Here is a 24,282-nt window from a genome sequence, read left to right on the forward strand (position 1 = left end):
CTTGTCTCCAGGGGAAGCATTGTGGTGGTTGCTGTTCGCAAGCTGGAATCTGGCGCTGGTCTACAACGACCTGCGCTACCGCCGCGTCCCGAACGCCTTGGTGGTGTCGGGGTTCGCGCTTCAGCTGCTGTGGCTGCTGGCCGCGTGGCTGGCCCCCGGCTGGGCCTATCCGCCGCGCTGGTCCGGCTGGCTCATGGCCTGGCTGGGGTTCGCCGCGGCGCTGCCGTTCCTGCTGCTGTGGAGCCGGCGCCTGATGGGCGCGGGCGACGTCAAGGCCATCGCCGTGCTGGGACTGCTGCTGGGGCTGCCTGCGCTGTTGGCGGTGCTCGTGCTGTCGAGCCTGCTGGCGGGCCTGCATGCCTTGCTGGTGCTGGCGCTCTCGCGCGTGTGGGCGCCGGGCGCGCGGCTGCGCCAGATTCCGTACGCCGCATACATGGGAATCGCCGCGCTCAGCGTGGCGTCTATGCCCTGGAATTCGGCCTGGTATTCGTAGTGTTCTTCCTGTTGTTCTACGGGATTCTGACTTATTCGCTGGTCGCCGCCGCACAGAACTCCGTCGCGCTGGCCGCGCAGGACGGCGCGCGCAAGATCCTGCAATGGCAGGGCGGCGCCGCTTCGCTGGCGGCGCGGGCCGGGGCGGGACGCGACACCGCGCTGCAGCGGGCCGAATGGATCAGCACGCTGTCGGCCTCGCCGGTGCGGGTGGCGGTGTGCGGCAGCGCGGGCGCGCTGAGCAGTTCGGGCGGCGGCGCGTGCAGCGGCCTGCCGCTGGCCGACGGCCAGATCGAAGTGACGGTGTCCTATCCGTATGGCGCCCATCCGCTCATCCCCACGGTGCCGCTGCTGCGCACGGCGCTGATGCCGGCCTCCGGCGTGCTGAGCGCGCGCGCGACCGTGCATCTGGACCAGCTGGACGGGGAGGGCTGAGATGCGCACCCCTCATCCGCTCCATTGCCGGCCGCGGCGCCAGCGCGGCGTCGCGGCGCTGGAGTTTTCGCTGACCCTGATCGTGCTGCTGCTGTTCATCTGCGGCGTGCTGGGCGTGAGCGCGCTGTTCTGGATGCAGCAGCAACTGGCCGCGGCCGCGACCGACGGCGCGCGCGCCGCGGTTTCGGCCCGCTACAACGGCGAGCCCGACGTGCCGGCGGCGGCCTGTTCCGCCGCCATGAGCGCGTTCTCGTCCGGCTCCAGCGTGGTGTGCGCGGCCTCGCGCGCGCCTTGCGAGTGGAGCGGCCCGGCCGGCCGGCAGTCCGACTGCGCCACCGTGAACCTGACTTATGAAACCCAGTCCTGGCCCTTGCTGGCCACCCTGCAGGGCCTGATCACCTCGTTGCCGGGCATGGGCCGGAACTGGATTCCCAACCAATTGCATTCGCAAGCCGTCGTACAGATATCGCAGGGGACACCATGAGCAGTTTGAGCAAGATCGTCGCAGGGATGTTGTTGGTAGCGGGGCTGGTGCTGGCCTTCATCGCCTGGCGGCTGGCGTCCGCGCCGGCCAGCGCGCCGGCCGCTGCGGCGTCGGCGCCCGCGCCGGCGGCGCCGGTCGCCGCGCCCGTCAAGCGCTATCCGGTGGTCGTGGCCAAGACGCCGATCGCGGCCGGCACGCGCATCGACGCGGCCCGGATGCTGGAAGTGGCGCAGTGGCAGGCGGCGCTGTCGGGCGGCTATGAGGCGGCCGCGCCGCTGGAAGGCGCAGTGGCCAAGGTCGATATCGCCGCGGGCGATCCCATGCTGCCCAGCCTGCTGGCGCAGGGACTGGCGCGCCAGCTCAAGGAAGGAGAGCGCGCCGTGGCCATCGCGGTCGACGAAGTCGTGGGCGGCGGCAACCGCATCGGTCCGGGCGACTGGGTCGACGTGTTCTTCATGATCGAGAAAGGCCAGGAAGTGCCTGGCGCGCAGGCGCGCCTGCTGCAATCGCAGCTGCGCGTGCTGGCCTACGGCAAGGCTTCGGTGGACGGTCCGGAGGAAAAGCCGGCGGGGCAGGCGGGCGTGCCGAACCAGCCGGCCAAGACCGCGGTGCTGGCCGTGCCGCTGGAACGCGTCAATGAACTGATGCTGGCCAGCCGCGCCGGCCGCCTGCAGCTGGCGCTGCGGCCGCTGGGCGACGAGGCCCTGCCGGACACGGAATTGTTCGTGCAGCGCGGCAGCGTGCTGCCGGTGCGCGCCGACCTGACGCCGGCCCAGCGCGATGCGCTCAAGCTCGCGCCGAACCGCGCCTATGCCGGCGAAAGCCTGGTGCAGCTCGACGGCACCACGACGGCGGCGCGTACGCCCGCGGCCGTGGCGCGCGGCGCGAATGCCGGCGGCGGCCGGTCGGTGGAAATCGTGCGCGGCGACAAGACCGAGCGCGTGCGTTACTGACAGCGGCCGCGGGGCCGATGCGGGCCCCGGCGGCTGGACTCTCCCAAATAACTCGATCCAGCACCATGAAGAAACATCAGCGCACCACCGTCATCTGTGTCCTGTCGGCGCTTGCCGCGTTCGGCTGCGGCGCGAGCGCCGTAGCGCAAACCGCGGCGCCGGCCGCGAGCGCGCCGGCGCCGGTCCGCGACCTGAACCTGGCGGTCAAGGGCCAGCAGACCCTGCTGCTGGACGGCGCCGTGCCCTCGCGCCTGGCCATCGGCGACCCGGAAGTGGCCGACGTCAAGATCCTGCCCGCCGGCGGCAAGCGCGCGGGCGCCATCCTGGTCTACGGCAAGAAGGCCGGCACCACGCAGCTGCAGGTCTGGAGCGGCTCCAATCCCGCGCCCCAGGTCTGGAACCTGCGCGTGGGCGGCAGCGTGCAGGGCGCGCTGGCCAGCCGCGGCATCGCCGGCGGCGCCAACATCGACATTGCCGGCGACCGCGCGGTGGTGTCCGGCCACGCCGAAACGCCGATGGGGCAGGTCGCGTCCGTGGCGATGGCGGCCTCGGCCGTGGGCGGCGAAAAGAACGTGGTGGACGTATCCTCGGCCGGCACCAGCGGCGTGGTGCAGGTGGAGGTAAAAGTGGTCGAGGTGTCGCGCTCCGTCATGAAAGAAGCGGGCATCAACTGGTCGGCCGGCGGCAGCGGCCCGTGGAGCGCCAGCGCCAGCCTGGTGCCGGCCAACCTGGGCGCGGCGGCCTCGGGCTTCTCGCTGTTCTACGACACCAACAACTTCTCGGCCAATCTGCGGCTGCTGCAGAACAACGGCATGGCGCGCGTGCTGGCCGAGCCCACGCTGGTGGCGCTGACGGGCCAGAGCGCCAGCTTCCTGGCCGGCGGCGAGCTGCCCATCCCTGAATCCGGCGGGCTGGGCACCGTGTCGGTCACGTTCAAGCCGTTCGGCATCGGCCTGACCGTCACGCCCACCGTGCTATCGCGCGACCGCATCTCGCTGAAGGTGGCGCCCGAGGCCAGCGAACTGGACTACAGCAACGGCATCGCGATCAGCAACGGCGAGAACTCCGCCTCCATCATTCCGGCGCTGCGCACGCGCCGCGCGGACACCACGGTGGAGCTGGGCGACGGCGAGAGCTTCGTGATCAGCGGCCTGGTGTCGCGCCAGACCAAGGCGATGGTCAGCAAGGTGCCGCTGCTGGGCGACCTGCCCATCATTGGCACTTTCTTCCGCAGCCTGGACTACAAGCAGGAGGACACCGAGCTGGTCATCGTGGTGACGCCGCGCCTGGTGCGCCCCATCGCGCGCGGCGTCACGCTGCCGCTGCCGGGGGCCAGGCAGGAGCGCGCCGACAACGGCTTCAACGCCTGGGGCTATTACCTGACCGGCCCGATGGGCGGCCAGCAGATGCCGGGATTTTCGCGGTGAACGATATGAAGACACATACGAGCGAATGGAAGGGCCTGCAGAACGGCAGGCGATTCCTGTTCTGCTCCCGGGGGGCGGACATCGCCGCCCAGCTGGGGCAGGCGCTGGGCGACATGGGCATGCTGACCCAGGAGTCGCCCGGCACGGAAGAACTGGCGCGGCGCCTGGCGGACATCGCGCCGCAGGTGGTGTTCCTGGACTTCACGCTGAGCGAGGACGAGCCCGGCAAGCTGTTCAAGTCGGCCGAGCTGGCGCGCCTGCTGGCGCGCATCGCGCCCAGCCTGCCGCGCGTGGCGGTGGGGCTGCTGAGCCAGCCCGAAGGCGCGATCGCGGCCCTGCGCGCCGGGGTCAGCGACTTCGTCGATCCCACGGTGGCGCCGCAGGAAATCAAGGAAATCGTGCAGCGCCTGATGAACGCGCAGGCGGGCGACGCGCCCGGCGGCGGATCGCGGCGCAGCGTGCTGCTGCTGAGCGCGCGCCCCGGCGTGGGCGCCAGCACGCTGGCCGTGCACCTGGCCGGCATGGTGCAGGACCGCCTCAAACAGGCCCATTGCGCGCGCAACGCGGCCGGCGGCAAGGCCGCGCGCGCGGCCGCAGCCGAGCCCGGCTCGACGCTGCCGCTGTCGAGCCGCGTGGCGCTGATGGACCTGGGCTGGCCGGTGGGAGACTGCCAGCTGTACCTGAACATCGGCGGCGACTTCGACTTCGCCGAGGCGGCGCGCAACCTGCGCCGCCTGGACTCCACGCTGCTGGGCTCGGCCATGCCGCACACGGCCAATGGCCTGAGCGTGCTGTCGCTGCCGCGCGACCTGGCGCAGATGCGCGACGCCTCGCTGTCCGATTCGCTGCTGGTGTTCGAGCGCATGCGCCAGCATTTCGGCGTGGTGGTGGCCGATGCCGGCGGCTTCACCAATCCCGAATTCGTGGCCGGCCTGGCGCGCGCCTCGGAGCAGAACTGGATCGTGACGGACCAGAGCGTGGGCGCGCTGGTGTCGCTGGCCGGCCTGCTGCAGGAGCTGGAGCAGATGCACGTGGACCGCCGCAGCCTGGGGCTGATCGTCAACCGTTACGACGAGCGCTACGGCATGACCGCGCAGCAGATCGCCGAGCGCTTCCAGCTGGACCTGGTGGGCACGCTGCCCGACCGGACGCTGGCGCTGATGGTGTGCACCAACCAGGGCCATCTGCTGCATGAAGAAGCCGAACGCGACATCTACGTGCGCGCGGTGCAGGCGCTGGCCGAAAAACTGAGCGCCCACGAACACGCCGCCGGCGGGCGCGCTGGCTGGCTCGCGACCTGGCTGCCCGGCGTGCACCGCCGCATGGCGGGTTGACGGCAACACGGACGGACAGCAACGGAATCCCACATGATCATGACAGCGACGGTTGAGTTCGGCGGCGAAGGCGACTCCGGTTTTTCGGCGTCGAACCGCTACCAGGAAGTGAAGACGGCGGCCTACGAGCACCTGCTTTCCCGCATCGAGGAGCTGGGCGCCGAGTTCGGCCGCTGGGCGCGCTCGGCTATCCAGGAGTTCGTGGACATCGAGGTCGCGAGCTTCGTGCGGCTGCGCAGGGTGCCGATCAACGAAGGCGAGATGCGGCAGATCGCCGAGGCCCTGACCAAGGAACTGGCGGGCCTGGGGCCGCTGGAGGACCTGCTGGCGGACCCGGCGGTGGAAGACATCCTGATCAACGGCTACGACAACGTGTTCGTGTCGCGCCGCGGCGTGCTGGCGCGCGAGACGCTGCGCTTCACCGACAATCAGCACGTGCTGCGCATCGTGCGCCGCATCCTGGCGCCCATCGGCCGCCGCCTGGACGAATCCAGCCCCATGGTGGACGCGCGCCTGCCCGACGGCGGGCGGCTGAACGTGGTGATCGAGCCGCTGGCGGTGGACGGCCCCATGGTGTCGATCCGCAAGTTTCGCCAGGACCCGCTCAAGCCCGCCGACCTGCTGACGCTGGGCACGTTCGACGAAGAGATCTACCGGCTGCTGCACGAGGCGGTGAAGAACCGCTGCAACATCCTGGTGTCCGGCGGCACCAGTTCGGGCAAGACTTCGCTGCTCAATGCGCTGGCGTTCTTCATCCCCGGCACCGAGCGCGTGGTCACGGTCGAGGACACGGCCGAACTGTCGCTCAACCACCCGCACGTAGTGCGGCTGGAATCGCGCCAGGGCGGCTTCGACGGCAGCGGCGCGGTGACCATCCGCGAGCTGATCCGCAACAGCCTGCGGATGCGCCCGGACCGTGTGGTGGTGGGCGAAGTGCGCGGCGCCGAAGTCATGGACATGCTGCAGGCCATGAACACCGGGCATGAAGGCTCCATGGCCACCATCCACGCCAACTCGCCGCGCGAGTGCCTGTACCGGATCGAGATGCTGGCGGGCTTCGCCGGCTTCCAGGGCAGCGAGGACAGCCTGCGCCGCCAGATCGCCAGCGCGCTCGACTTCATCGTGCAGATCGGCCGCCTGTCCAACGGCAAGCGCCGCGTGCTGTCGGTGACCGAGGTGACGGGCATGGGCGACAACGTGATTTCCACGCAGGAGCTGTACCGCCACGAAACCTTCCTGACGCCGGAGGGCGAGGAAAAAGACCGCTGGAAATGGCTGGGCATCCATCCGCATACGCCCAAGCTGGCCAGGATGCGCAGCGAGGCGCGCGCCAACGACGCCGCGTCCGGCGACGGCGATGGCGGCGGTGGCGGCGGGTTCTGGAGCCGGAGGCGCTGATGGAGCGGGTCCTGATACTGGCCGGCCTGGCGCTGGCGCTGATGCTGGGCGCGGCGCTGCTGTGGCGCCACGCCAGCCGCGGCGCGCGCCGCGCCGCGAGCTCGGCGTTCCTGGAGAACCAGCTCAACCGCGTGCGCGACGCGCGCCCGGACGACGACACGTTCGCGGCCGGTTCGCGCGCCATGCGCAGCGGCCTGCTGGGATGGGACCGCCTGCTGCTGGTGGCCGGCATACGCCAGAGCCCCGGCTTCTATCTGCGCCTGGCGGCGCCGCTGTTCGGCGGCGCGGCGCTGGCCTGGCTGCTGCTGGGCGGGCTGTCCGGCGCGGTGACGCTGGTGCTGGTGGCGGTGCTGGAGTACTTCCTGCTGTGGCTGCGCGCCGACAAGCGCCAGCGCCGCATGATCGCGCAGCTGCCGGCGTTCCTGGACAACATCGTGCGCCTGGTCACCATCGGCAACAGCATGGGCTCGGCCTTCCAGACCGCCGCCGCCAACACCGACGAACCCTTGCGCGAAGTGGTGGAGACGGCGGCCAGCCTGAGCCGCTCGGCCAAGGAGCTGGACGCGGCGCTGGTGCACGTGTCGCGCCTGTACGGGCTGAAAGAGCTGTACATGATCGCCGCCGTGGTGTCGCTGGCGATGCGCTTCGGCGGGCGCAGCGACCAGGTGCTGGAGCGCATGGCCGCGTTCATGCGCGACGTGGCCCAGGCGCGCAACGAACTGTCGGCCAGCTCGGCCGAGGTGCGGCTGTCGGCCTGGATACTGGCGCTGCTGCCGGTGGGGATCGCCGGCTTCATCATCGTGACCAACAACAATCTCTTCATGGGACTGTGGCACGACCCGGCGGGCTTCAAGATGCTGGTGACCGCGGTGGCGCTGCAGATCGGCGGCAGCTACTGGCTGTACCGCATGGCCAAGTCGATCTGAGGAGAGGCGCGATGCATATCCTGCAATCCTGGAACGCCTCGACCACGCTGGCCGCGGCGCTGATGCTGATCGCGGCGGCCATGCTGGTGCTGGGCGTGGGCCTGGTGCGGCGCCTGCGCGGCCAGAGCCGCAGCCGCCAGGTGGTGGACCAGGCGCTGGCGGCGCGCCAGACGGGCGAGGGCGCGGCCGCGCCGCTGCCGGCCGCCGACGCGCAGGGCCGCCTCGCGGCCGCCGCGCGCGCCGCCGATTCGTTCGGCAGGCGCCTGAGCCAGGGGCGCCTGGCCGATGCGCTCCTGGCCGCCGAAGACCGCAAGCTGGTGGACATGGCCGGCTATGCCGACGCCGCCACGGCCCGCTCGCGCTTCGTGGTGGCGCGCTTCGGCCTGGCGTTGCTGCTGCCGGTGGCTGCGGTGACGGCGGGCCTGCGCTATGGCCACATCGGCTCGTTGGGCGGCATGCTGCTCGCCGCCTTCTTCGGCTTCGGGTTCGGCTACATGCTGCCCAAATGGGCCTTGCGCCGCCGCGTGGCGCGCCGCAGGCGCCTGGCGGCCGACGAACTGCCGCTGCTGGTGGACCTGCTGCGCCTGCTGCAGGGCGTGGGGCTGTCCATCGACCAGAGCCTGCAGGTGCTGGTGGCGGAATTCGGCCAGGTGCTGCCGGTGCTGTCGCAGGAACTGCGGCTGGCCTCCGAACTCTACGTGCGCGGCCGCACGCGCGAACAGTCGCTGGCGCGGCTGGCGACCGGCTTCGACAACGACGATCTGTCCGCCATCTGCCGCCTGATCGCGCAGGTGGACCAGCACGGCGGCGCGGTGCAGGAGCCGCTGAACCGCTTCGGCGAACGGCTGCGCGAATCGCGCCGCCTGGAGCTGAAGGAGCGGGTCGGCAAGACCACCGTCAAGATGACGGGCGTCATGATCGTGACCCTGCTGCCGGCGTTGCTGATCGTCACGGGCGGAGCGGGATTCATAGCGGTGATACGCGCGTTGTCGCGCATGGGGGGATCATGATGGCGGGCGCGATGAATTGGCGGCGCGGCTGCGCGCGCGGCATGGCCGCGGCGGCGGTGCTGGCGGGCCTGGCGGGGTGCAAGAGCAACGGCGCCGAGTCGGCGTGGCAGCTGATCCAGCAACAGCAGCAGGAGCAGGCGCTGGCGCGCCAGCAGGAAGACGAGGCCCAGGGCCGCAACCGGCCGCGCGAGCCGGAGATGATGCTGTCGATGATCGCCGAGGCGCAGCGCCAGGAGCGCTATTTCGCGTCGCTGGCCTACATCGACGCCTATCAGCAGAAGTTCGGCGCCGACAGCCGAGTGGCCGTCATGCGCGCCGACGCGCTGCGCCAGACCGGCCAGACCGCCGCCAGCGAACAGGCCTACCGCGCGCTGACCCGCGGCGAGCAGGCCGCGCAGGGCTGGCATGGCCTGGGCCTGATCGCCGGCGGCCGCGGCCAGTACGAGCAGGCGGCCGACGACTTCGCGCAGGCGGCGCGGCTGGCGCCGATGAACGCGCAGATCCTGGGCGACCTGGGCTACGCCAGGCTGCGCGCCGGCGACCTGAACGGCGCCCGCGTGCCGCTGGGCCAGGCGGCCGAACTCGCGCCCGAGAACGGCCGGGTGCTGGCCAATATGGCGGTGCTGCTGCTGGTCGAAGGCGACCCGCTCAAGGCGCAGCGCCTGATGGACCAGGCGCAGCTGGGCGAGGAGGCCCGCAGCCAGGTGCTGCGCCTGGCTGCCGAGATCCGCGGCCAGGTCGCGCCCATGCCCATGCCCGCGGCCGGCCTGCCGGCCACCCGCGTCTCCGGCGCGGGCGGCGCCGTGATGCCGATGATGAGCCCCTTGATGGAGGGCCTGGGCAACGGGCCCATCGTGCGTTAACCGTATTCAGCCAGGAATTTAGACATGTCCCACATCCGTTCCTACACCACGCTGCTGTTCTCCGCCCTGGCGCTGGCCGCGCCCGCCGCGCATGCGCAGTCGAATGCGCCGCTGACCGGCGGCATGGCCGCCGGCGCGCCGACGCCCGCGGCCCCGACCGCCCCGGCTGCGGCGCCGGCCGCCATGCCCGACCGTCCGGTGGTGCAGCAGGTTTCCACGCCGCTGCCGCAACAGGCTAGCGCCGCGCCGCAGGAGGCCGCGCCGGAAGCGTTCGGCGACGTCACGCGCGGCCTGCTGGCGGCGCAGGCCGACGGCCGGCGCGCGGGCGGCGCGCTGCCCATCCTGGGGCCGGTGTCCACCGCCGCCTGGAACCGCTATCTGGACAGCTTCAAGCACCCGATCCCCGAGTGGCTGCAGAAGCGCGTCGAAACCAAGAACACAAACTGATGCCCGGACCCGAGCCGGAACCGAACATGCGCGTTCATTCTTCGCGTCCCGTCCCGTTGCCGCGCCAGCGCGGCAGCATCACCGTGGCCGTGGTCTTCGCGATCCTGGTGGGGGTGGTGCTGCTGGGCGCGGCGCAGCTGGCCTACGGCTTCTACATGAAGCGCGAGATGCAGAAGGGCGCGGACCTTGCCGCGCTGTCGGCGGTGCAGGCGCTGGGGCTGGGCGCGCCAGCCGATTGCGCGCCGGCGATCGCGGCCGGCCGGGCCTCGGCGCGGCGCAACATCCCCACGCTGATCGACCGCTTCACGGACGCCGACATCACCGTCGAATGCAAGGTCTGGGACCCGGACCGCGCCGACGCCGCCGGCATGCACCTGTTCGATCCGGCCGGCGACGAGGCGTTCAACGCCGTGCGCGTGACGGTCAGCAAGCGGCTGAGCCGCATCATCCCCAGCTTCAGCGGCGGCGATGGCGGCCTGCCGGCCTCGGTCTCGGCGGTGGCGGCCAATTCCAGGCCGGTCGCCGTCTTCTCGGTCGGCTCGCGCCTGCTGCGCCTGGAGCGCGGCGGCCTGCTGTCGCGGCTGCTGGCCACCGTCGGCGCCTCGCCGGCCCAGCTCGACGTGCTGGACGCGGCCGGGCTGGCCAACGTCCAGATCACGCCGGCCGGCCTGCTCAAGGCCCTGGGCCTGCCGCTGTCGGTCGCAACCGGCGTGGGCACGCCCGAACAGCTGGCGGCCGTGGAGAACCTGACGCTGGGCCAGCTGCTCAACGCGACCCTGAGCGTCATCGACAAGATGGGCACGGCCAGCGCCGACGTGGGGCTGCTGGCCAAGGCTATCGGCGTGGCGCTGGACGTGATGCCGCTGGACCTGCCGGTCAAGCTGTTCGGCGACGGCGGCCTGCTCGACCTGTCGGTGCAGGGCGGCGGCGCGCATTCCGCGCTGCAGGCCGACATCAACGCGCGCAACATCCTGGAGACCGCGCTGGTGATCGCCAACGGCGAGAACCTCATCAACCTCGGGCTGAGCGTGCCGCTGCTGGGCGTGGACGCGCAGGTGCGCGTGGTCGAGCCGCCTTCCATCGGCATCGGCGGCGTGGGCGCGCGCGCCACCAGCGCCGGCATCCGCGTGTACCTGCGGGTCAACACCGCCACCATCCCGCTGGTCGGCCCGCTGCTGTCGGACACGCTGGGCACCCGCGTGGACCTGCCCATCATCATCGACGTGGCGCAATCGACCGGCACCGTCAGCAAGCTGTGCGAGGCGCCGCTGACCGAATCGCAGGCCGTCATCGACGTGTCTTCGTCGCTGGTGAACCTGTGCCTGGGCAGCTTCCCCGCCATGCAGTCCAGCACCGACCGGGACCCGAATCATTTCGTGTCGCTGACCAATAGCTGCGAGTCCTCGGCCTCGGCCGCCATCGGACGCCACGAGGTGCTGAACGTGCTGGGCATCCTGCCGCTGACCGCCAAGATCGCCGACCCGCCGCTGTCGGTGTTTCCGTCGTCCACGCCGGTATCGGTGCTGCTGACCGAGCCGCCGTCGCCGGACTCCAGCACCACGATCAACGCCTCCCAGGTCGACCTGGCGCAGCTGGCGTCCAACCTGTCGGACGCGCTGATCGGCGGCATCCTGGGCGACCTGTTCAGTACCGGCACGCCGCTGACGGACAAGGAGCGCGCGGACCTTGCCTCCAGGCTGGTGGGCGGCGACGCCTCGCATGCCGGCAAGACCGTGTCCAAGGTCGTCAACGACATGCAGTGGTCCAAGGACGCGATGGAGCGGCTCGGCACCCGCCTGAGCACCGGCGGCCTGACCGGCGTGCTGGGCGGCACGCTGCAGCTGGTCGGCGGCATCCTGAACACGCTGCTGGCGGCGCCGCTGAGCGACTTGGGCTGTGTATTGACCTGGACGCCCGACCGGATCAGGCAATGTCGGGTTGACGCGGTCGGCGCGCTCGCCCTGAGCGACGGCGGGCAGGTCGGCGGCGTGCTGTCGGTGGTCGTCGCGCTGCTGACGCCTTTGCTGGACACGCTGTCGGTGCTGCTGCAGCAGCTGCTCAATCTGCTGGGCCTGAGCCTGGGCCAGACCGACGTCTCCCTGATTTCCGTCGATTGCGGCAAGCCCCGCCTGGTGTACTGATGGTGAATATCGTGATTTCCGCTGCCTGTCTGCCCGCGAGGTTCGCGCCATGAGCCAGAAATTCATGCGCGACGAATTCGATCTCTATGTCTGGGAGGGCACCTCCGACATCGCCAGCCGCGCCGAGCGCTGCCTGGCCGGCATGGACGTGGCGCTGCTGCGGGCCGACGCCGGCACGGCCTTTCCGCCGCCGCGCGATGCCGGACGGCCGGCGGTGGCCCTGGTGTCGGTGTCGGTGATGGGCGATACGCGCTTCAGCGGCTACGACTGGCTGGCCGCGCAGGGCCTGCCCATCATCTGGGTGGCGTCCGAGGCGCGCGGGCGCGATCCGCGCTACTACCCGCCCGAATACTCGTACACGCTGCCGCCATCGTTCACCGCCTCCGATCTGCGCAAGCTGCTGTTCGAACTGCTGGGCGTGCTGGACCAGGTCAAGCGCGCCGCGCCCCGGCGCGAACAGCCGCTGATCGCGGTGTCTGCGCCGATGCGCGAACTGCTGGCCGAAGCCGAGCTGTACGCCGACTGCCGCAGCAACGTGCTGATCCACGGCGAAACCGGCGTGGGCAAGGAGCGCGTGGCGCGCCTGCTGCACGAGCGCGCGCCGTGGTCGGACGGCCCCTTCGTGGCGGTGAACTGCGGCGCCATTCCCGAAGGCCTGTTCGAGGCGCATTTCTTCGGCCACGCCAAGGGCGCGTTCACCGGCGCTATCGGCGCGCACAAGGGCTATTTCGAACAGGCCCACGGCGGCACGCTGTTCCTGGACGAGATCGGCGACCTGCCGCGCTACCAGCAGGTCAAGCTGCTGCGCGTGCTGGAGCAGAACAGCGTGACGCGCCTGGGCTCGACGGTGGAAGTGCCGGTGGACTTCCGCCTGGTCGCCGCCACCAATAAGGACCTGCGCGCCCTGGTGGGGCAGGAGGAGTTCCGCGCCGACCTGTATTACCGGCTGGCGGTGATCGAACTGCGCATCCCCAACCTGGACGAGCGCGGCGGCGCCGAGAAGGCGGCGATCTTCCGCGCCCTGCTGGAGCGGCTGGGCGCGCCGGACGAGCCGCCCGCGTGGCTGCTGGAGCGCGTCGCGCAGACGCGCTTCGCCGGCAACGTGCGCGAACTGTCCAACGTGGCCGAGCGCGTGGCCATCATGCGGCGCCAGCTCGGTGCCTGGGACGCGCCGCGCATCGAACGCATCTTCGGCCAGCTCGCCGAGCCGCTGGCGGCCGCCGGCGCGCAGTGCGAGCCGCCGGTGTTCACCGACGCCGAGCGCGCCGAACGCGCCCGCATCCTGGCGGCGCTGGACGGCAACGGCTGGCGCCGCCAGGACACCGCCAACGCGCTGGGAATCAGCCGCAAGGTGCTATGGGAAAAAATGCGCAAGCTGCACCTGGGCGCAGGGCAGGGAGAGGCCGCCGAGGTGTAAATCCGGGCGTCCTCGGTGAAATAAATTGCTATAGTTCCGCAAACTTTTTTTTGGGGTAGGCATGAAAGTCCACTTTATCCGTGGCGCCGCACGCATGGCGCTGTTGGGAACGGCCCTGTCCGGCCTGGCGGCCTGCGCCGTCGCGCAGCCCGAGGAGCCGCGTCCCACGGTTAAACAGGTGGAGGATACGCAGGCGGCGTCCGCGCCCGTGACGCCGCCGGCGAGCGCGCCGTCGCTGGCCGCGCGGCCCTCGTCCACCGTTTCCGAACTGCAGTCGCTGATACAGAACCGCCAGGTTTCCGAACTGCGCACGGCCTATAACGGCACCTATGGCGCGAGCCTGCTGTTCAAACCCGACGACCTGACCTATTACGTCGCGCTGTTCCAGCAGAAGGATTTCTGGCGCGTGCTGAAGACCCAGTCGGACAAGCAGGCCGAATCGACCTATCGCGCCTTCGCCGCCCAATCGGCGGACCTGGCCGAGGTGGACATCAAGCGCATCAAGCTGCAGGCCGAAACCGCCCATGCCGAAAAACTGCTGGCCACGCGCAGCGCCGAACTGAGCACCCTGCAGGCCGACCGCGCGCTGCGCCTGCAGCAGGAACAGCAGGTCGCCGCGCGCCAGGAACAATCGCGCCAGGAAGCGACGGCGCTGGCCGAACAGGAAAAGGACGTGCGCCAGCAGCTGCGCGATCTGCAGCGCCAGATCGACGCGCTGCAGGCCCAGCAGGCCCAGGTGGCGGGCGCGCCGGCCCAGAAGCGCGGGAAGTAGCCCGAGGCGGGCGCGGGCCGGGCGGCGTTTTCTTGTATTCTGGCCATTGCACCCCATATGAATGCCATGGCTCTCAAAGTATTCGACCTCGAGTGCGAACACGGCCACCTCTTCGAAGGCTGGTTCGGTTCGCACGAAGACTATGACGCGCAGCAGGCGCGCGGCCTGGTCACGTGCCCCGTCTGTGCGTCGGCCAGCATTACCAAGCGCCTGTCGGCGCCGCGGCTGAACGTGGCCAATCTGCACGAGCCGGCTTCCCGGCCCGCCTTGCCGGCCAACGCCAGCGAAGCCGAAAAAATGGCGGCGCTGCAGGCCGTGGTCATGCGCCAGGTCCGCGCCGTGCTGCGCAACACCGAAAACGTCGGCGCGCGCTTTGCCGAAGAGGCCCGCCGCATCCATGCCGGCGACGCCGACGACAGGCCCATCCGCGGCACCGCCACGCCGCAGGAGCGCGCCGAACTGGCCGACGACGGCATCGAGGTGATGGCGGTACCCGACTTCCTGGACGACGACCGCCTGCAATAGAGAAAAGGCCCCCACGCCGCGCACGCTGCGCGTGCTTGCTGCCCCCCAAGGGGGGCGTTTTTGCCTTGGGGCGGCCCGGCGGCAAAAAGGCCCGCCAGCCAAAAAAAATGCCAGACCCGAAGGTCTGGCATTTTTTTCGTCCGTGGCCGATCAGTTGTTGACGCGGCTGCGGTATTCGTTGGTGCGGGTGTCGATTTCGATCTTGTCGCCGATGGCGCAGAACAGCGGCACGTTCAGTTCGAAGCCGGTGTTGATCTTGGCCGGCTTGGTCACCTTGCCCGAGGTATCGCCGCGCACGGCGGGTTCGGTGTAGGTGATTTCGCGCACGATGGTCGTGGGCAGTTCCACCGAGATGGCGCGGCCGTCGTAGAAGACCACTTCCACGGGCATCGCTTCTTCCAGGTAGTTCAGGGCGTCGCCCATGCTGTCGGCTTCGATTTCGTACTGGTTGTACTCTTCGTCCATGAAGACGTACATCGGGTCGCCGAAGTAGGAGTAGGTGCACTCCTTGCGGTCGAGCTGGACGACTTCGAACTTTTCGTCGGCCTTGTAGACCGATTCGCTGGCGGCGCCGGTCAGCAGGTTCTTGAACTTCAGCTTGACCACGGCGGCGTTACGGCCGGACTTGTTGTATTCGGCCTTCTGGACCACCAGGGGGTCCTTGCCAACCATGGCCACGTTGCCGACTCGCAGTTCCTGAGCGGTTTTCATCGATAAAACTCCGGGGTGATAGGTGCACTCGCCGTGCTAGCAGAAAGCCCCCGGGAAGCTGGCCGTAAGGCCGGCGCCTGGGCTTAGTGCACACCCCGGGAGGCGTCATAGTTGAGGCCCGACAAAATACAGGGCTCTCGGAAAACTCTCTATTCTAACGTTTCTTCGCCAACTCTGCGCAGAAATCGGCCAGATTTTCGCCCAGGTCGGGCCGCGCGGCCTGGCTGGCGTCCCAGGCCCGGGCCGCCTCGGCCCAGCCGTTCCAGGCATCCGGCGCCAGGGCGGCGGCCAGCGCGGCCGCCGTCCGGCCGGGCTCGGGCTGGTTCCAGGCGCGGATGAGGGCCTGGGCGGTTTCCGGGGCCGGATAGCGCGCCAGCCAGGCCTCCAGCTTTTCCAGGTGGATGTTGCCGTCCTGGGGGTAGATCTGCCAGACCAGCGGGCGCGCGGCCCAGGCGGCGCGCACGAAAGAATCCTCGCCGCGCACGAAGTTCAGGTCGCAACACCACAGCAGGCGGTCGAAGTCCGGCTGCGCCACGAAGGGCAGACGGGCCAGCAGCGGCGCGCCGGGCGCCGCGCAGGCGGCTTCCAGCCCGGGCGCGACGCCTTCGGGGGCCAGCAGCACGCTGGGGCGCGGATCGGCCGCCAGCGCGCCGACCAGCTCGGCCGCCGGCGCACTGGGATAACAAAACAGGGACACGGTGCGGGCGCCGTCGCGGCGGCGCAACAGCAGCTCCTCGCCCACGCCCAGCGAACGCAGGAAGGCGATTTGCGCATCCGTCGAGGCCTGCAGCGCGTCGCGTTCGGCCGACAGGCCGGGCTCGCGCAGCAGGCCGCCGGTGGCTTCGGTGAAACCGGGAAAGAAGAAATGCTTGACCAGCCCGTCCGGCCGCTGCGAGGGCAGGCCGTGGCAGCTTTCGACCCAGGACTCGGCGCTCAGGTATTCCAGGTTGATCCAGACGGGAGGCCGGCGCCGCATGCTTTCCAGGAACGCCGCGGGCGGATCGCAGGCGAACGCCTCGATCACCACGTCGCGCGAGGCCAGGGCGGGGTCCGGCGCGTCGCTCCAGTGCTGGATGTCGATGCCGGCCAGCCGCTGCTGCGCCAGGCCGGGCGCGATGCCGGGCTGGATGCGGGCGAAGCTGGCCAGGTCGTCGACCCACAGGCGCACGTCCCAGCCGCGGCCGTGCGCCAGGCGGCGGGCCAGGCGCCAGCACACGCCGATGTCGCCGTAGTTGTCGACGACCCGGCAGAAGATGTCCGCCTGCATGGCAGCGCGCGGCCTAGTGGAACTTGGCCGGGGAGGCTTCCGCGTCCTCGGGCAGTTCGGCGTGCACCAGTTCGCCCAGCGGGTTGGGGAAGTAGGGCGCGCCGCAGTCTTCGCAGTACTCGGGCGGCAGCACGCCGGGGATGCGGCGCACGTCGGTCACGCCGTATTCCTTGAGCAGCGCCGCGATCTCGTCGATCACGTCGGGCTGGCCTTCGTCGACCGGCAGGTCTTCCTCGCGGCCGTACAGCGGCCACACGCAGCCGTAATAGACGTCGTTGCTGTTGCGGGCCGTGAAGCCGACGCGGTATTCGTCGATGCGGTTTTCGCCGCAGCCGGCCACCACCGCGCGCAACTGCGAGGCCTCGAGGCTGACCGCGCCTTCGAGCCAGCTGACCGCCGCGCGCAGCGACAGCGGGCGCACGCGCCGGTCCGCTTCGCGGTTGCTCACGTAATAGGCGTCGGGCAGCAGCATTTCGAAGCCGCAGCCGGGCAGCAGGGCGGCCAGCGTGGGCTGGGCCTGGGCGGCCCACTGTTGCTGGCTGGCGTCGCGGCTGGCGTCGGCTTCGCCCATCTGTTCCTGCCAGCGGAAGATGGGCTCGTTCTCCGGCACGGCCACGGCCGCCACGATGTAGCGGGTATCGGCCAGCATGTTGGCGGTCTCGACCTCGGTGTTGAGCGCGGGCTTGGCGGTCTCGGCGCCCAGCGCCTGCGAGCCCAGGCGCTGCAGCCACTGCCAGGTTTCCGAGAAGGTGCGCGGCATCTGGTCGACGCTGACCAGCACGGGCATCAGCGCGCTGCGCGCCTTGCTGGACAGCACGTGCCCGTGCAGCTGCGCGAGCAGGGCCTGCTGGGCGCCGGCGGGAATCGAGCCGGTGGGAATGGCGTAGCGCGTCCAGGCGACGATGGGCGCCACGATCAGCAGAACGTCGTAGCGCACGCCGTTCTTCTCGATCTTCATGGATTCGGACAGGGTTTCAGCCTGTTCGATCAGGATTTCATAAGCGCCCACGTCGCTCTGCGCGAGGTGGTCCAGGGCCGCCTCCAGGGGAGCGTCCTGCCCTCCCTTGAGCAGCTTCGGGATCGCTTCGCCAAGCTGGGTCTCCCAGAACACGTCTTCCAGGCGGCTGCCCGAGCGGTTCAGCGCCTGGGCCAGCGTGACCAGCCGGGTGGCGTCGCGCGACATGCGGGGAGTGGATTGGCTGCGGGATCGGGCCATAACTTCGGAGTACATCCAGAAAGTGTGCAACGCGATAGTTTAACGCCCGTGGAACGCCCCGCTTGCGGTCGACCCCAAGCCGGGCTCCGGGCCAAGCATGCACGCCTATTGATGCTGAATGAGCAACATATCATCCCTTTGTCGGTAGTTTATTGCTGATCGGAAACGGCGGAGAATGCTGTCATCGACGCATTATCAGGAGGCCCCGCCATGCGCTGGCCCACGCTTTTCGTTTCCCACGGCTCGCCCATGCTGGCCGTCGAACCCGGCCTGACCGGCCCCGCGCTGGCGGGCTGGAGCGCCGCGCAAGGCCGCAAGCCCAAGGGCGTGCTGGTGGTGTCGCCGCACTGGATGGGCGAGGGGCTGGCGCTGTCGACCCGCGACCGCCAGGTGGCCTGGCACGATTTCGGCGGGTTCCCGCCGGAACTCTATACGCTGCAATACGGCGCGCCCGGCTCGCCGGCGCTGGCCGCGCGCGTGCAGGCCCTGCTGGCGGAATCCGGCATCGAAGCGGCCGACGATCCGCGCCGCCCGCTGGACCACGGCGCCTGGGTGCCGCTGCGCTACCTGTACCCCGAGGCCGACGTGCCGGTGGTGCAGCTGTCGCTGGACATGGGGCGCGACGCGGCCGGCCAGCTGGCGCTGGGCCGCGCGCTGGCGCCGCTGCGCGACGAGGACATCCTGATCGTCGGATCGGGTTCTCTGACCCACAACCTGCGCCACGTCCGCATGCCGCAGAACGCGCCGGCGCTGCCGTACGTGCCGGCCTTCCAGGACTGGTACGCCGGCCGGCTGGCCGCGCGCGACCTGCCCGCGCTGCTGGACTGGCAGGCCCAGGCCCCGGGCGCGGCCCAGGCGCATCCGCATGACGACCACCTGATGCCGTTCTATGTGGCCCTGGGCGCGGGCGGCGCGTCGGCCACCCGTTTGACCGATGAAATCTCGTACGGGGCGTTGGCGATGGACGCGTATGCGTTCGACGATTGATGGGGTTGCCGGCTTTGCCGGCCGATGGGTGGCGCGCTGGCCTTGCAACCCGTAGGATGGGTAAAGCGCGAGACGCCACATAGAAGAACACCGCAATACAACGCGCGACACCCATCGGTCGGCCCACCCAAAAAGCAAAAAACCCCGGAACCTCGCGGTCCCGGGGTTTTTTGTGCAGCCTGCCGCCGATCAGGCCGCCAGCAGCTGGCGCAGCACGAAGGGCAGGATGCCGCCGTGCTGGTAGTAGTCGACTTCGATCGGGGTGTCGATGCGCAGCAGCACCGTGACGTCCTGCTTGGAGCCGTCCTTGCGGGTGATGGTGAGCGTGACGTCCTGCATCGGCTTGATGCCGTTTTCCAGGCCCGAGATGTCGTAGGTTTCCTCGCCGGTGATGCCCAGCGACTGCACGCTGTCGGAACCCTTGAACTGCAGGGGCAGCACGCCCATGCCGACCAGGTTGCTGCGGTGGATGCGCTCGAAGCTGCGGGTGATGACAGCCTTGACGCCCAGCAGCTGGGTGCCCTTGGCGGCCCAGTCGCGCGAGGAGCCGGTGCCGTACTCTTCACCGCCGAACACCACGGTGGGCGTGCCGGCCGCCACGTACTTCATGGCCGCGTCATAGATGGACATCTGTTCGCCGGTGGGCTGGAACAGGGTTTCGCCGCCTTCGAAACGGCTGCCGTCGGGCAGGGCCGGGATCATGAGGTTCTTGATGCGCACGTTGGCGAAGGTGCCGCGCATCATGATCTCGTGGTTGCCGCGGCGCGAGCCGTAGCTGTTGAAGTCGGCCTTCATGACGCCGTTCTCCTTCAGCCACTTGCCCGCGGGCGAGGTTTCCTTGATGGAGCCGGCCGGCGAGATGTGGTCGGTGGTGACCGAGTCGCCGAACACGCCCAGCGCGCGGGCGCCCTTGACGGTCGGGATCGCGCCCGGCGTCATGCCGAAGCCGTCGAAGAACGGCGGCTCGGCGATGTAGGTCGAGTCGGGCCAGTTGTAGGTGTCGCCCTTGACGCCCTTGATATTCTCCCAGAGCTTGCCGGGGTTGCTCTTGACCTGGCCGTAGTTGGCCTCGAAGGCCTTGGGGTCCAGCGCGTACTTCAGCAGCGAGTTGATTTCCTCGGTGGTCGGCCAGATGTCGCCCAGCCAGACGTCGCCGTTCTTGCCGCGGCCGACCGGTTCGGTCATCAGGTCGCGCGTGACGGTGCCGGCCAGCGCGTAGGCCACCACCAGCGGCGGCGAGGCCAGGAAGTTGGCCTTGATGTTCGGGTGGATGCGGGCCTCGAAGTTGCGGTTGCCCGAGAGCACGGCCGAGCAGATCAGGTCGTTGCCGATGATGGCTTCGTTCAGGTCGGGGCTGAGGTCGCCGGCGTTGCCGATGCAGGTGGTGCAGCCGTAGGCGGCCACATCGAAGCCGAGCTTTTCCAGGTAGGGCAGCAGGCCCGTCTTGGTCAGGTACTCGGTGACCACGCGCGATCCGGGGGCCAGCGAGGTCTTGATGTGCTTGGGCACCGAGAGGCCGGCTTCGACGGCCTTCTTGGCCAGCAGGCCGGCGGCCAGCAGCACGCTGGGGTTGGACGTGTTGGTGCAGGACGTGATGGCCGCGATCAGGATGTCGCCGTTCTTGATCTTGGTGCCGGCGCTGGTGGTGAAGGTCTGTTCCAGCTTCTCGGCCGGCTGGTTGAAGCCGTTCTCGGCGATCGGCTTGGAGTACAGGTCGATGAAGGTGTTCTTGACGTTGCCGATCTCGATGCGGTCCTGCGGACGCTTGGGACCGGCCAGCGACGGCGCGACGGTGGACAGGTCCAGCGTCAGCAGCTTGGTGAAGTTGATGTCCTTGGCCTTGGGGATGCCGAACATCTTCTGGGCCTTGAAATAGGCTTCGAAGGCGGCGATTTCCTCTTCGGTGCGGCCGGTGCCGCGGAAGTAGTCGATGGTGCGCTCGTCGACCGGGAAGAAGCCCATGGTCGCGCCGTATTCGGGCGCCATGTTGCCGATGGTGGCGCGCTCGGCCACGGACAGGCTGGCCGTGCCTTCGCCGCAGAATTCGACGAACTTGCCCACCACTTTTTCGCGGCGCAGCATTTCGGTGATGGTCAGCACCAGGTCGGTGGCGGTGACGCCGCCGCGCAGCTGGCCCTTGAGTTCCACGCCGACCACGTCGGGGGTCAGGAAGTAGACGGGCTGGCCCAGCATGCCGGCTTCGGCCTCGATGCCGCCCACGCCCCAGCCGACCACGCCGATGCCGTTGATCATGGTGGTGTGGCTGTCGGTGCCCACCAGGGAGTCGGGGTAGTAGACGTTGTTCTTCTTGTCGTGGTGCACGCCGCGGGCCAGGTATTCAAGGTTGACCTGGTGGACGATGCCGAAGCCCGGCGGCACGACGCCGAAGGTGTCGAACGCCTGCATGCCCCATTTCATGAACTGGTAGCGCTCCTGGTTGCGCTTGAATTCCAGCTTCATGTTCAGGTCCAGCGCGTCCTTGGTGCCGAAGTAGTCGATCATGACCGAGTGGTCCACCACCAGGTCCACCGGCACCAGCGGCTCGATGCTCTTGGGGCTCTTGCCCATCTTGTCGGCCACGGAGCGCATGGCAGCGATGTCGGCCAGCAGCGGCACGCCGGTGAAGTCCTGCAGCACCACGCGGGCCACGACGAAGGGGATCTCGTCTTCGCGCTTGGCGTTGGCCTGCCAGTTGGCGAGCTGGCGGACGTGTTCTTCGGTGACTTTCTTGCCATCGCAGTTGCGCAGCACGGACTCCAGGACGATGCGGATCGAGACCGGGAGCCGCTGCACGTCGATGCCCAGGGCCTTGCCCAGCGCCGGCAGCGAGTAGTACTGACAGGCCTTGCTGCCGATCTTGAAATTCTTGAGAGTGTCTAGGGTGTTGTGCGGCATGATGGACTCCGTGGTTTTGCCCGCCTAAAGCCGGCATTTTCTGGCGTTTTTGCGCGTTTGTCATTGTATGTGAGACAAGGCCGCGCGCAGTGGTATGTCTTGTATCTTATATAAGACTTAAACGGCACGTCAAAGTTCCGTGCAGCGGTCGCGATCCCATACTGTGGCGGATGCGCGCCAACCCTGCAAGATGCCCGGAATATATCCAGAAAAATCCTACAGACGTATGCGCGCCGGCAACGCCCGGGCGGACGCCCCGGCCGCAAGAGTCAGGACGTTTTCCGGCGGCGCACGCGGCGGACGTTGCGCGCGGCGTTGCGCCGCGACATTTCGGAATCCAGGATCAGGCGGCCTTCGAGCTTGCCGTGCATGCGCTTGACCGAGCGCATCGCGTCCTGCATGTGTTCGCTCATCAGCGCGCGCACTTTCTCGACGTCGCGCTCGCGCGCCGCGGCCAGGATCTGGCGGTGAAAGCCCGTGTTGGCGCTGCCGAAGCGCTGCTGTTCGGCCAGCGGCATGTCGTTGTCGAACACCGTCAGCTGCCGGATCATCTCGTTGGTCATTTCGCAGCTGAAGCGCAGGAACGGATTGGGGCAGACCGACGCCAGGATGTCATGGAAGTTCATTTCTTCCTGGCGCTGGGCCAGCGGGTCGTGCACGTGGCCGGCGCTGGGATCGCAGCACGCGATGTTCTCCTGCAGCGCGGCGAAGTGCGCCTCGGTCAGGAAGGGCACGGCGCTGGCCGCCAGCTCCGGCTCCAGCAGCCGGCGCACCTGGTAGATGTCCTCGATCCTGACTTCCTTGAAGAACAGGTAGTTCTGCATCAGCTGGAAGGTGCGGTCCAGCGGCACCTCGACCACGGTGGCGCCGCCGCCCGGGCCGGTGCTGACTTTAACCAGCCCCTGCACCTCCAGCGACTTGAGCGCCTCGCGCATGGTGCTCTTGCTGACCGAGAACATGCTCTGCAGCTCGCTTTCGCGCGGCAGCTTGTCGCCGGGCAGCAGGTTCTTGGCGGTGATCAGCCGCTTGATCTCTTCGGCGACCAGATCGCTGCGCTTGGGCGGACTCGCGATGCCGCCTGCCGGTAGGTCCTGACTGTCGAACGCCATCGCGTTTCTCCGTTGCTGCGGGACGGGCCGCGGCCCAGGGTTATACCTGATGCGGCCGGTATTGACAGGGCCGGACCCGCAATCTGATCATGATAATTATCCTATTTATCATGATAAATAGGATCGCGGTATGGGCCGGCCGGCCCGCAGCTTGGAGCAGACAGAGTCGGAAGGGGGACGCGCATGGGGCGCTCCCGACATCGTCAACATGCCGCGGCGGCAGTCCGCGGCGTCCAGGGGAGAATCATCTTGAATCGCCGCAACCTGTTGAAAATCGCCGCGCTCGGCGCTCTGCCCGGATCGCTGTGGACCGCCCGGTCCGCGCTGGCCCAGGCCAAGACGGCCGAGGCCATCCAGTTCGGCTGTCCCGTGCCCATGTCGGGCCCGTTCGCCGCCAACGGCAAATACGCCGACCTGGGCATGAAGCTGGCGCTGGAGCAGTACGGCCGCGCGCTGGACCGGCCGCTGGCCTATACCGTGCTGGACACCGAGGGCAAGCCGGCCACGGCGGTGCGCAAGGTCCAGGAAGTCTCGCAGCAGAAAGGCGTCAAGTTCTTCGCCGGCGGCATCCTGTCGTCCGAAGCGCTGGCCATGGGCAAGGAGATCGAGCGCGCCGGCGGCGTGTTCATCACCACCGCCGGCGCCGACGAGATCACCGGCAAGGACTGCAACCGGGCGACCTTCCGCTGGTCGGTGCCGACCTTCGGCGCCATCGAGCAGACCGTGCGCCCGCTGCTGGAAAAACTGCCCAAGGCCAAGCGCTGGTACACCATCACGCCGCAATACGTGTTCGGCGACGGCCTGCTCAACGCGGCCAAGGCCATCTTCAAGGAAAAAGGCATCGAGCACGTCGGCAACAGCTATCACTCGCTGACCGAAAAGGAATTCAGCGGCTACCTCACCAACGCGCTGGCCGCCAAGCCCGACGTGCTGCTGATCCTGAACTTCGGCTCGCAGTCGTCCGACACGCTGCGCCAGGCGGTCAGCTTCGGCATGAAGCAGAACTGCACCATCCTGGTGGCCTGGGCGTCCGGCCTGGAGCAGTTCGAAAGCCTGGGCGCCGACCTGTGCGAAGGCGTGTATTTCGGCGCGCAGTACTGGCACGGCATCGACAGCCCGCTGAACAAGGAGCTGGTCAAGCTCTCCCAGGAAAAGACCCGCGCCAATCCCAACTACAGCCTGGCGGGCTCCTACATCTGCACCCGCATCATGCTCGACGCCATCGTCAAGGCCGGCAGCGCCGACCCGGCCAAGGTGGTCGCCGTGATGGAAGGCATGGCCTACGAAGGGCTGACCGGGCCGGAGGAGATCCGCAAGGCCGACCACCAGGTCATGAAGAACTACTACCTGCTCAAGGGACGCGCCAAGAAGGACATGAAGGACAAGGACGACTACGCCGAGATCGTGCATAGCGGCCGCTCGTTCCTGCCGCCCGCGGAAACCGGCTGCAAGCTCTAGCAGCCCGACCCAGGG

General features: G+C 69.1%; 22 protein-coding genes. 17 read left to right on the forward strand and 5 right to left on the reverse strand.

Features of this window, described 5'->3' with window-relative positions; genetic code table 11:
• Window positions 1–19: 19 nt before the first annotated feature.
• The 15 genes from A6B37_RS00805 to A6B37_RS00875 all read left to right on the forward strand — a co-directional run bounded on the left by A6B37_RS00805 (window position 20) and on the right by A6B37_RS00875 (window position 14,624).
• Window positions 20–493, forward strand: coding sequence for a prepilin peptidase (locus tag A6B37_RS00805; RefSeq protein WP_102772446.1), 474 nt, complete (start codon window positions 20–22; stop codon window positions 491–493).
• A complete protein-coding gene (locus tag A6B37_RS00810; RefSeq protein WP_246842340.1) occupies window positions 493–927 on the forward strand; it encodes a TadE/TadG family type IV pilus assembly protein in 435 nt (144 codons plus the stop codon). Before A6B37_RS00805 ends, A6B37_RS00810 begins: the two co-directional genes overlap by 1 nt.
• A 1-nt stretch (window position 928) precedes the next feature.
• Window positions 929–1,411, forward strand: coding sequence for a TadE family protein (locus A6B37_RS00815; protein ID WP_102772445.1), 483 nt, complete (start codon window positions 929–931; stop codon window positions 1,409–1,411).
• Complete coding sequence (gene cpaB, locus A6B37_RS00820; protein ID WP_102772444.1) at window positions 1,408–2,364, forward strand: Flp pilus assembly protein CpaB; 957 nt, start codon at window positions 1,408–1,410, stop codon at window positions 2,362–2,364. The genes A6B37_RS00815 and cpaB overlap by 4 nt, the downstream gene beginning before the upstream one ends.
• A 65-nt stretch (window positions 2,365–2,429) precedes the next feature.
• Window positions 2,430–3,791, forward strand: coding sequence for a type II and III secretion system protein family protein (locus A6B37_RS00825; protein WP_111824640.1), 1,362 nt, complete (start codon window positions 2,430–2,432; stop codon window positions 3,789–3,791).
• Window positions 3,792–3,796: 5 nt separating this feature from the next.
• Window positions 3,797–5,125, forward strand: coding sequence for a MinD/ParA family protein (locus A6B37_RS00830; RefSeq protein WP_102772442.1), 1,329 nt, complete (start codon window positions 3,797–3,799; stop codon window positions 5,123–5,125).
• 33 nt (window positions 5,126–5,158) lie between these two features.
• Window positions 5,159–6,523, forward strand: coding sequence for a CpaF family protein (locus A6B37_RS00835; protein WP_102772441.1), 1,365 nt, complete (start codon window positions 5,159–5,161; stop codon window positions 6,521–6,523).
• Window positions 6,523–7,449 (forward strand): type II secretion system F family protein, encoded by a 927-nt coding sequence (locus A6B37_RS00840; RefSeq protein WP_102772440.1) that lies wholly within the window; start codon window positions 6,523–6,525, stop codon window positions 7,447–7,449. Before A6B37_RS00835 ends, A6B37_RS00840 begins: the two co-directional genes overlap by 1 nt.
• Before the next feature lie 11 nt (window positions 7,450–7,460).
• Window positions 7,461–8,459 (forward strand): type II secretion system F family protein, encoded by a 999-nt coding sequence (locus A6B37_RS00845; protein WP_111824641.1) that lies wholly within the window; start codon window positions 7,461–7,463, stop codon window positions 8,457–8,459.
• An 11-nt stretch (window positions 8,460–8,470) separates the two neighbouring features.
• The gene (locus tag A6B37_RS00850; RefSeq protein WP_246842341.1) at window positions 8,471–9,322 is read left to right on the forward strand and encodes a hypothetical protein; all 852 of its coding nucleotides are present in this window, start codon (window positions 8,471–8,473) and stop codon (window positions 9,320–9,322) included.
• A 24-nt stretch (window positions 9,323–9,346) separates the two neighbouring features.
• Window positions 9,347–9,769 carry a DUF3613 domain-containing protein gene (locus A6B37_RS00855; RefSeq protein WP_102772438.1) on the forward strand — a complete coding sequence of 141 codons (423 nt, stop codon included), beginning with the start codon at window positions 9,347–9,349 and terminating at the stop codon, window positions 9,767–9,769.
• A 26-nt stretch (window positions 9,770–9,795) separates the two neighbouring features.
• Entirely contained in the window at window positions 9,796–11,910 is a 2,115-nt protein-coding gene (locus A6B37_RS00860; protein WP_111824642.1) for a TadG family pilus assembly protein, read from the forward strand.
• 49 nt (window positions 11,911–11,959) lie between these two features.
• Window positions 11,960–13,327: a sigma-54 dependent transcriptional regulator gene (locus tag A6B37_RS00865; RefSeq protein WP_111824643.1), complete on the forward strand. Its 1,368-nt coding sequence runs from the start codon at window positions 11,960–11,962 to the stop codon at window positions 13,325–13,327.
• A gap of 61 nt (window positions 13,328–13,388) precedes the next feature.
• Window positions 13,389–14,099, forward strand: coding sequence for a DUF2968 domain-containing protein (locus A6B37_RS00870; RefSeq protein WP_111824644.1), 711 nt, complete (start codon window positions 13,389–13,391; stop codon window positions 14,097–14,099).
• A 66-nt stretch (window positions 14,100–14,165) separates the two neighbouring features.
• The gene (locus A6B37_RS00875; protein ID WP_111825517.1) at window positions 14,166–14,624 is read left to right on the forward strand and encodes a DUF1178 family protein; all 459 of its coding nucleotides are present in this window, start codon (window positions 14,166–14,168) and stop codon (window positions 14,622–14,624) included.
• 150 nt (window positions 14,625–14,774) lie between these two features.
• Here A6B37_RS00875 and efp read toward each other — a convergent pair whose 3' ends face one another.
• The 3 genes from efp to A6B37_RS00890 all read right to left on the reverse strand — a co-directional run bounded on the left by efp (window position 14,775) and on the right by A6B37_RS00890 (window position 17,818).
• A complete protein-coding gene (efp, locus tag A6B37_RS00880; protein WP_102772434.1) occupies window positions 14,775–15,335 on the reverse strand; it encodes an elongation factor P in 561 nt (186 codons plus the stop codon).
• A 154-nt stretch (window positions 15,336–15,489) separates the two neighbouring features.
• Window positions 15,490–16,602, reverse strand: a complete 1,113-nt coding sequence (gene earP / locus A6B37_RS00885) for an elongation factor P maturation arginine rhamnosyltransferase EarP (RefSeq protein WP_111824645.1) — start codon at window positions 16,600–16,602, stop codon at window positions 15,490–15,492.
• A 13-nt stretch (window positions 16,603–16,615) separates the two neighbouring features.
• The gene (locus tag A6B37_RS00890; RefSeq protein ID WP_111824646.1) at window positions 16,616–17,818 is read right to left on the reverse strand and encodes a DUF2863 family protein; all 1,203 of its coding nucleotides are present in this window, start codon (window positions 17,816–17,818) and stop codon (window positions 16,616–16,618) included.
• A 210-nt stretch (window positions 17,819–18,028) separates the two neighbouring features.
• Between A6B37_RS00890 and A6B37_RS00895 the strand changes: the two genes are divergently transcribed.
• A complete protein-coding gene (locus A6B37_RS00895) occupies window positions 18,029–18,805 on the forward strand; it encodes a class III extradiol ring-cleavage dioxygenase (protein WP_102772431.1) in 777 nt (258 codons plus the stop codon).
• Window positions 18,806–18,994: 189 nt separating this feature from the next.
• Here A6B37_RS00895 and acnA read toward each other — a convergent pair whose 3' ends face one another.
• Window positions 18,995–21,700, reverse strand: a complete 2,706-nt coding sequence (gene acnA, locus A6B37_RS00900; protein ID WP_102772430.1) for an aconitate hydratase AcnA — start codon at window positions 21,698–21,700, stop codon at window positions 18,995–18,997.
• A 269-nt stretch (window positions 21,701–21,969) separates the two neighbouring features.
• Window positions 21,970–22,809 carry an FCD domain-containing protein gene (locus A6B37_RS00905; protein WP_111824647.1) on the reverse strand — a complete coding sequence of 280 codons (840 nt, stop codon included), beginning with the start codon at window positions 22,807–22,809 and terminating at the stop codon, window positions 21,970–21,972.
• Window positions 22,810–23,058: 249 nt separating this feature from the next.
• Between A6B37_RS00905 and A6B37_RS00910 the strand changes: the two genes are divergently transcribed.
• Window positions 23,059–24,267 (forward strand): ABC transporter substrate-binding protein, encoded by a 1,209-nt coding sequence (locus A6B37_RS00910; protein WP_111824648.1) that lies wholly within the window; start codon window positions 23,059–23,061, stop codon window positions 24,265–24,267.
• The last annotated feature ends 15 nt before the right edge of the window (window positions 24,268–24,282 follow it).

The sequence above is a fragment of the Achromobacter sp. HZ01 genome, assembly GCF_003267925.1.
In the GTDB taxonomy this organism is placed as follows: domain Bacteria; phylum Pseudomonadota; class Gammaproteobacteria; order Burkholderiales; family Burkholderiaceae_B; genus Achromobacter; species Achromobacter pulmonis_A.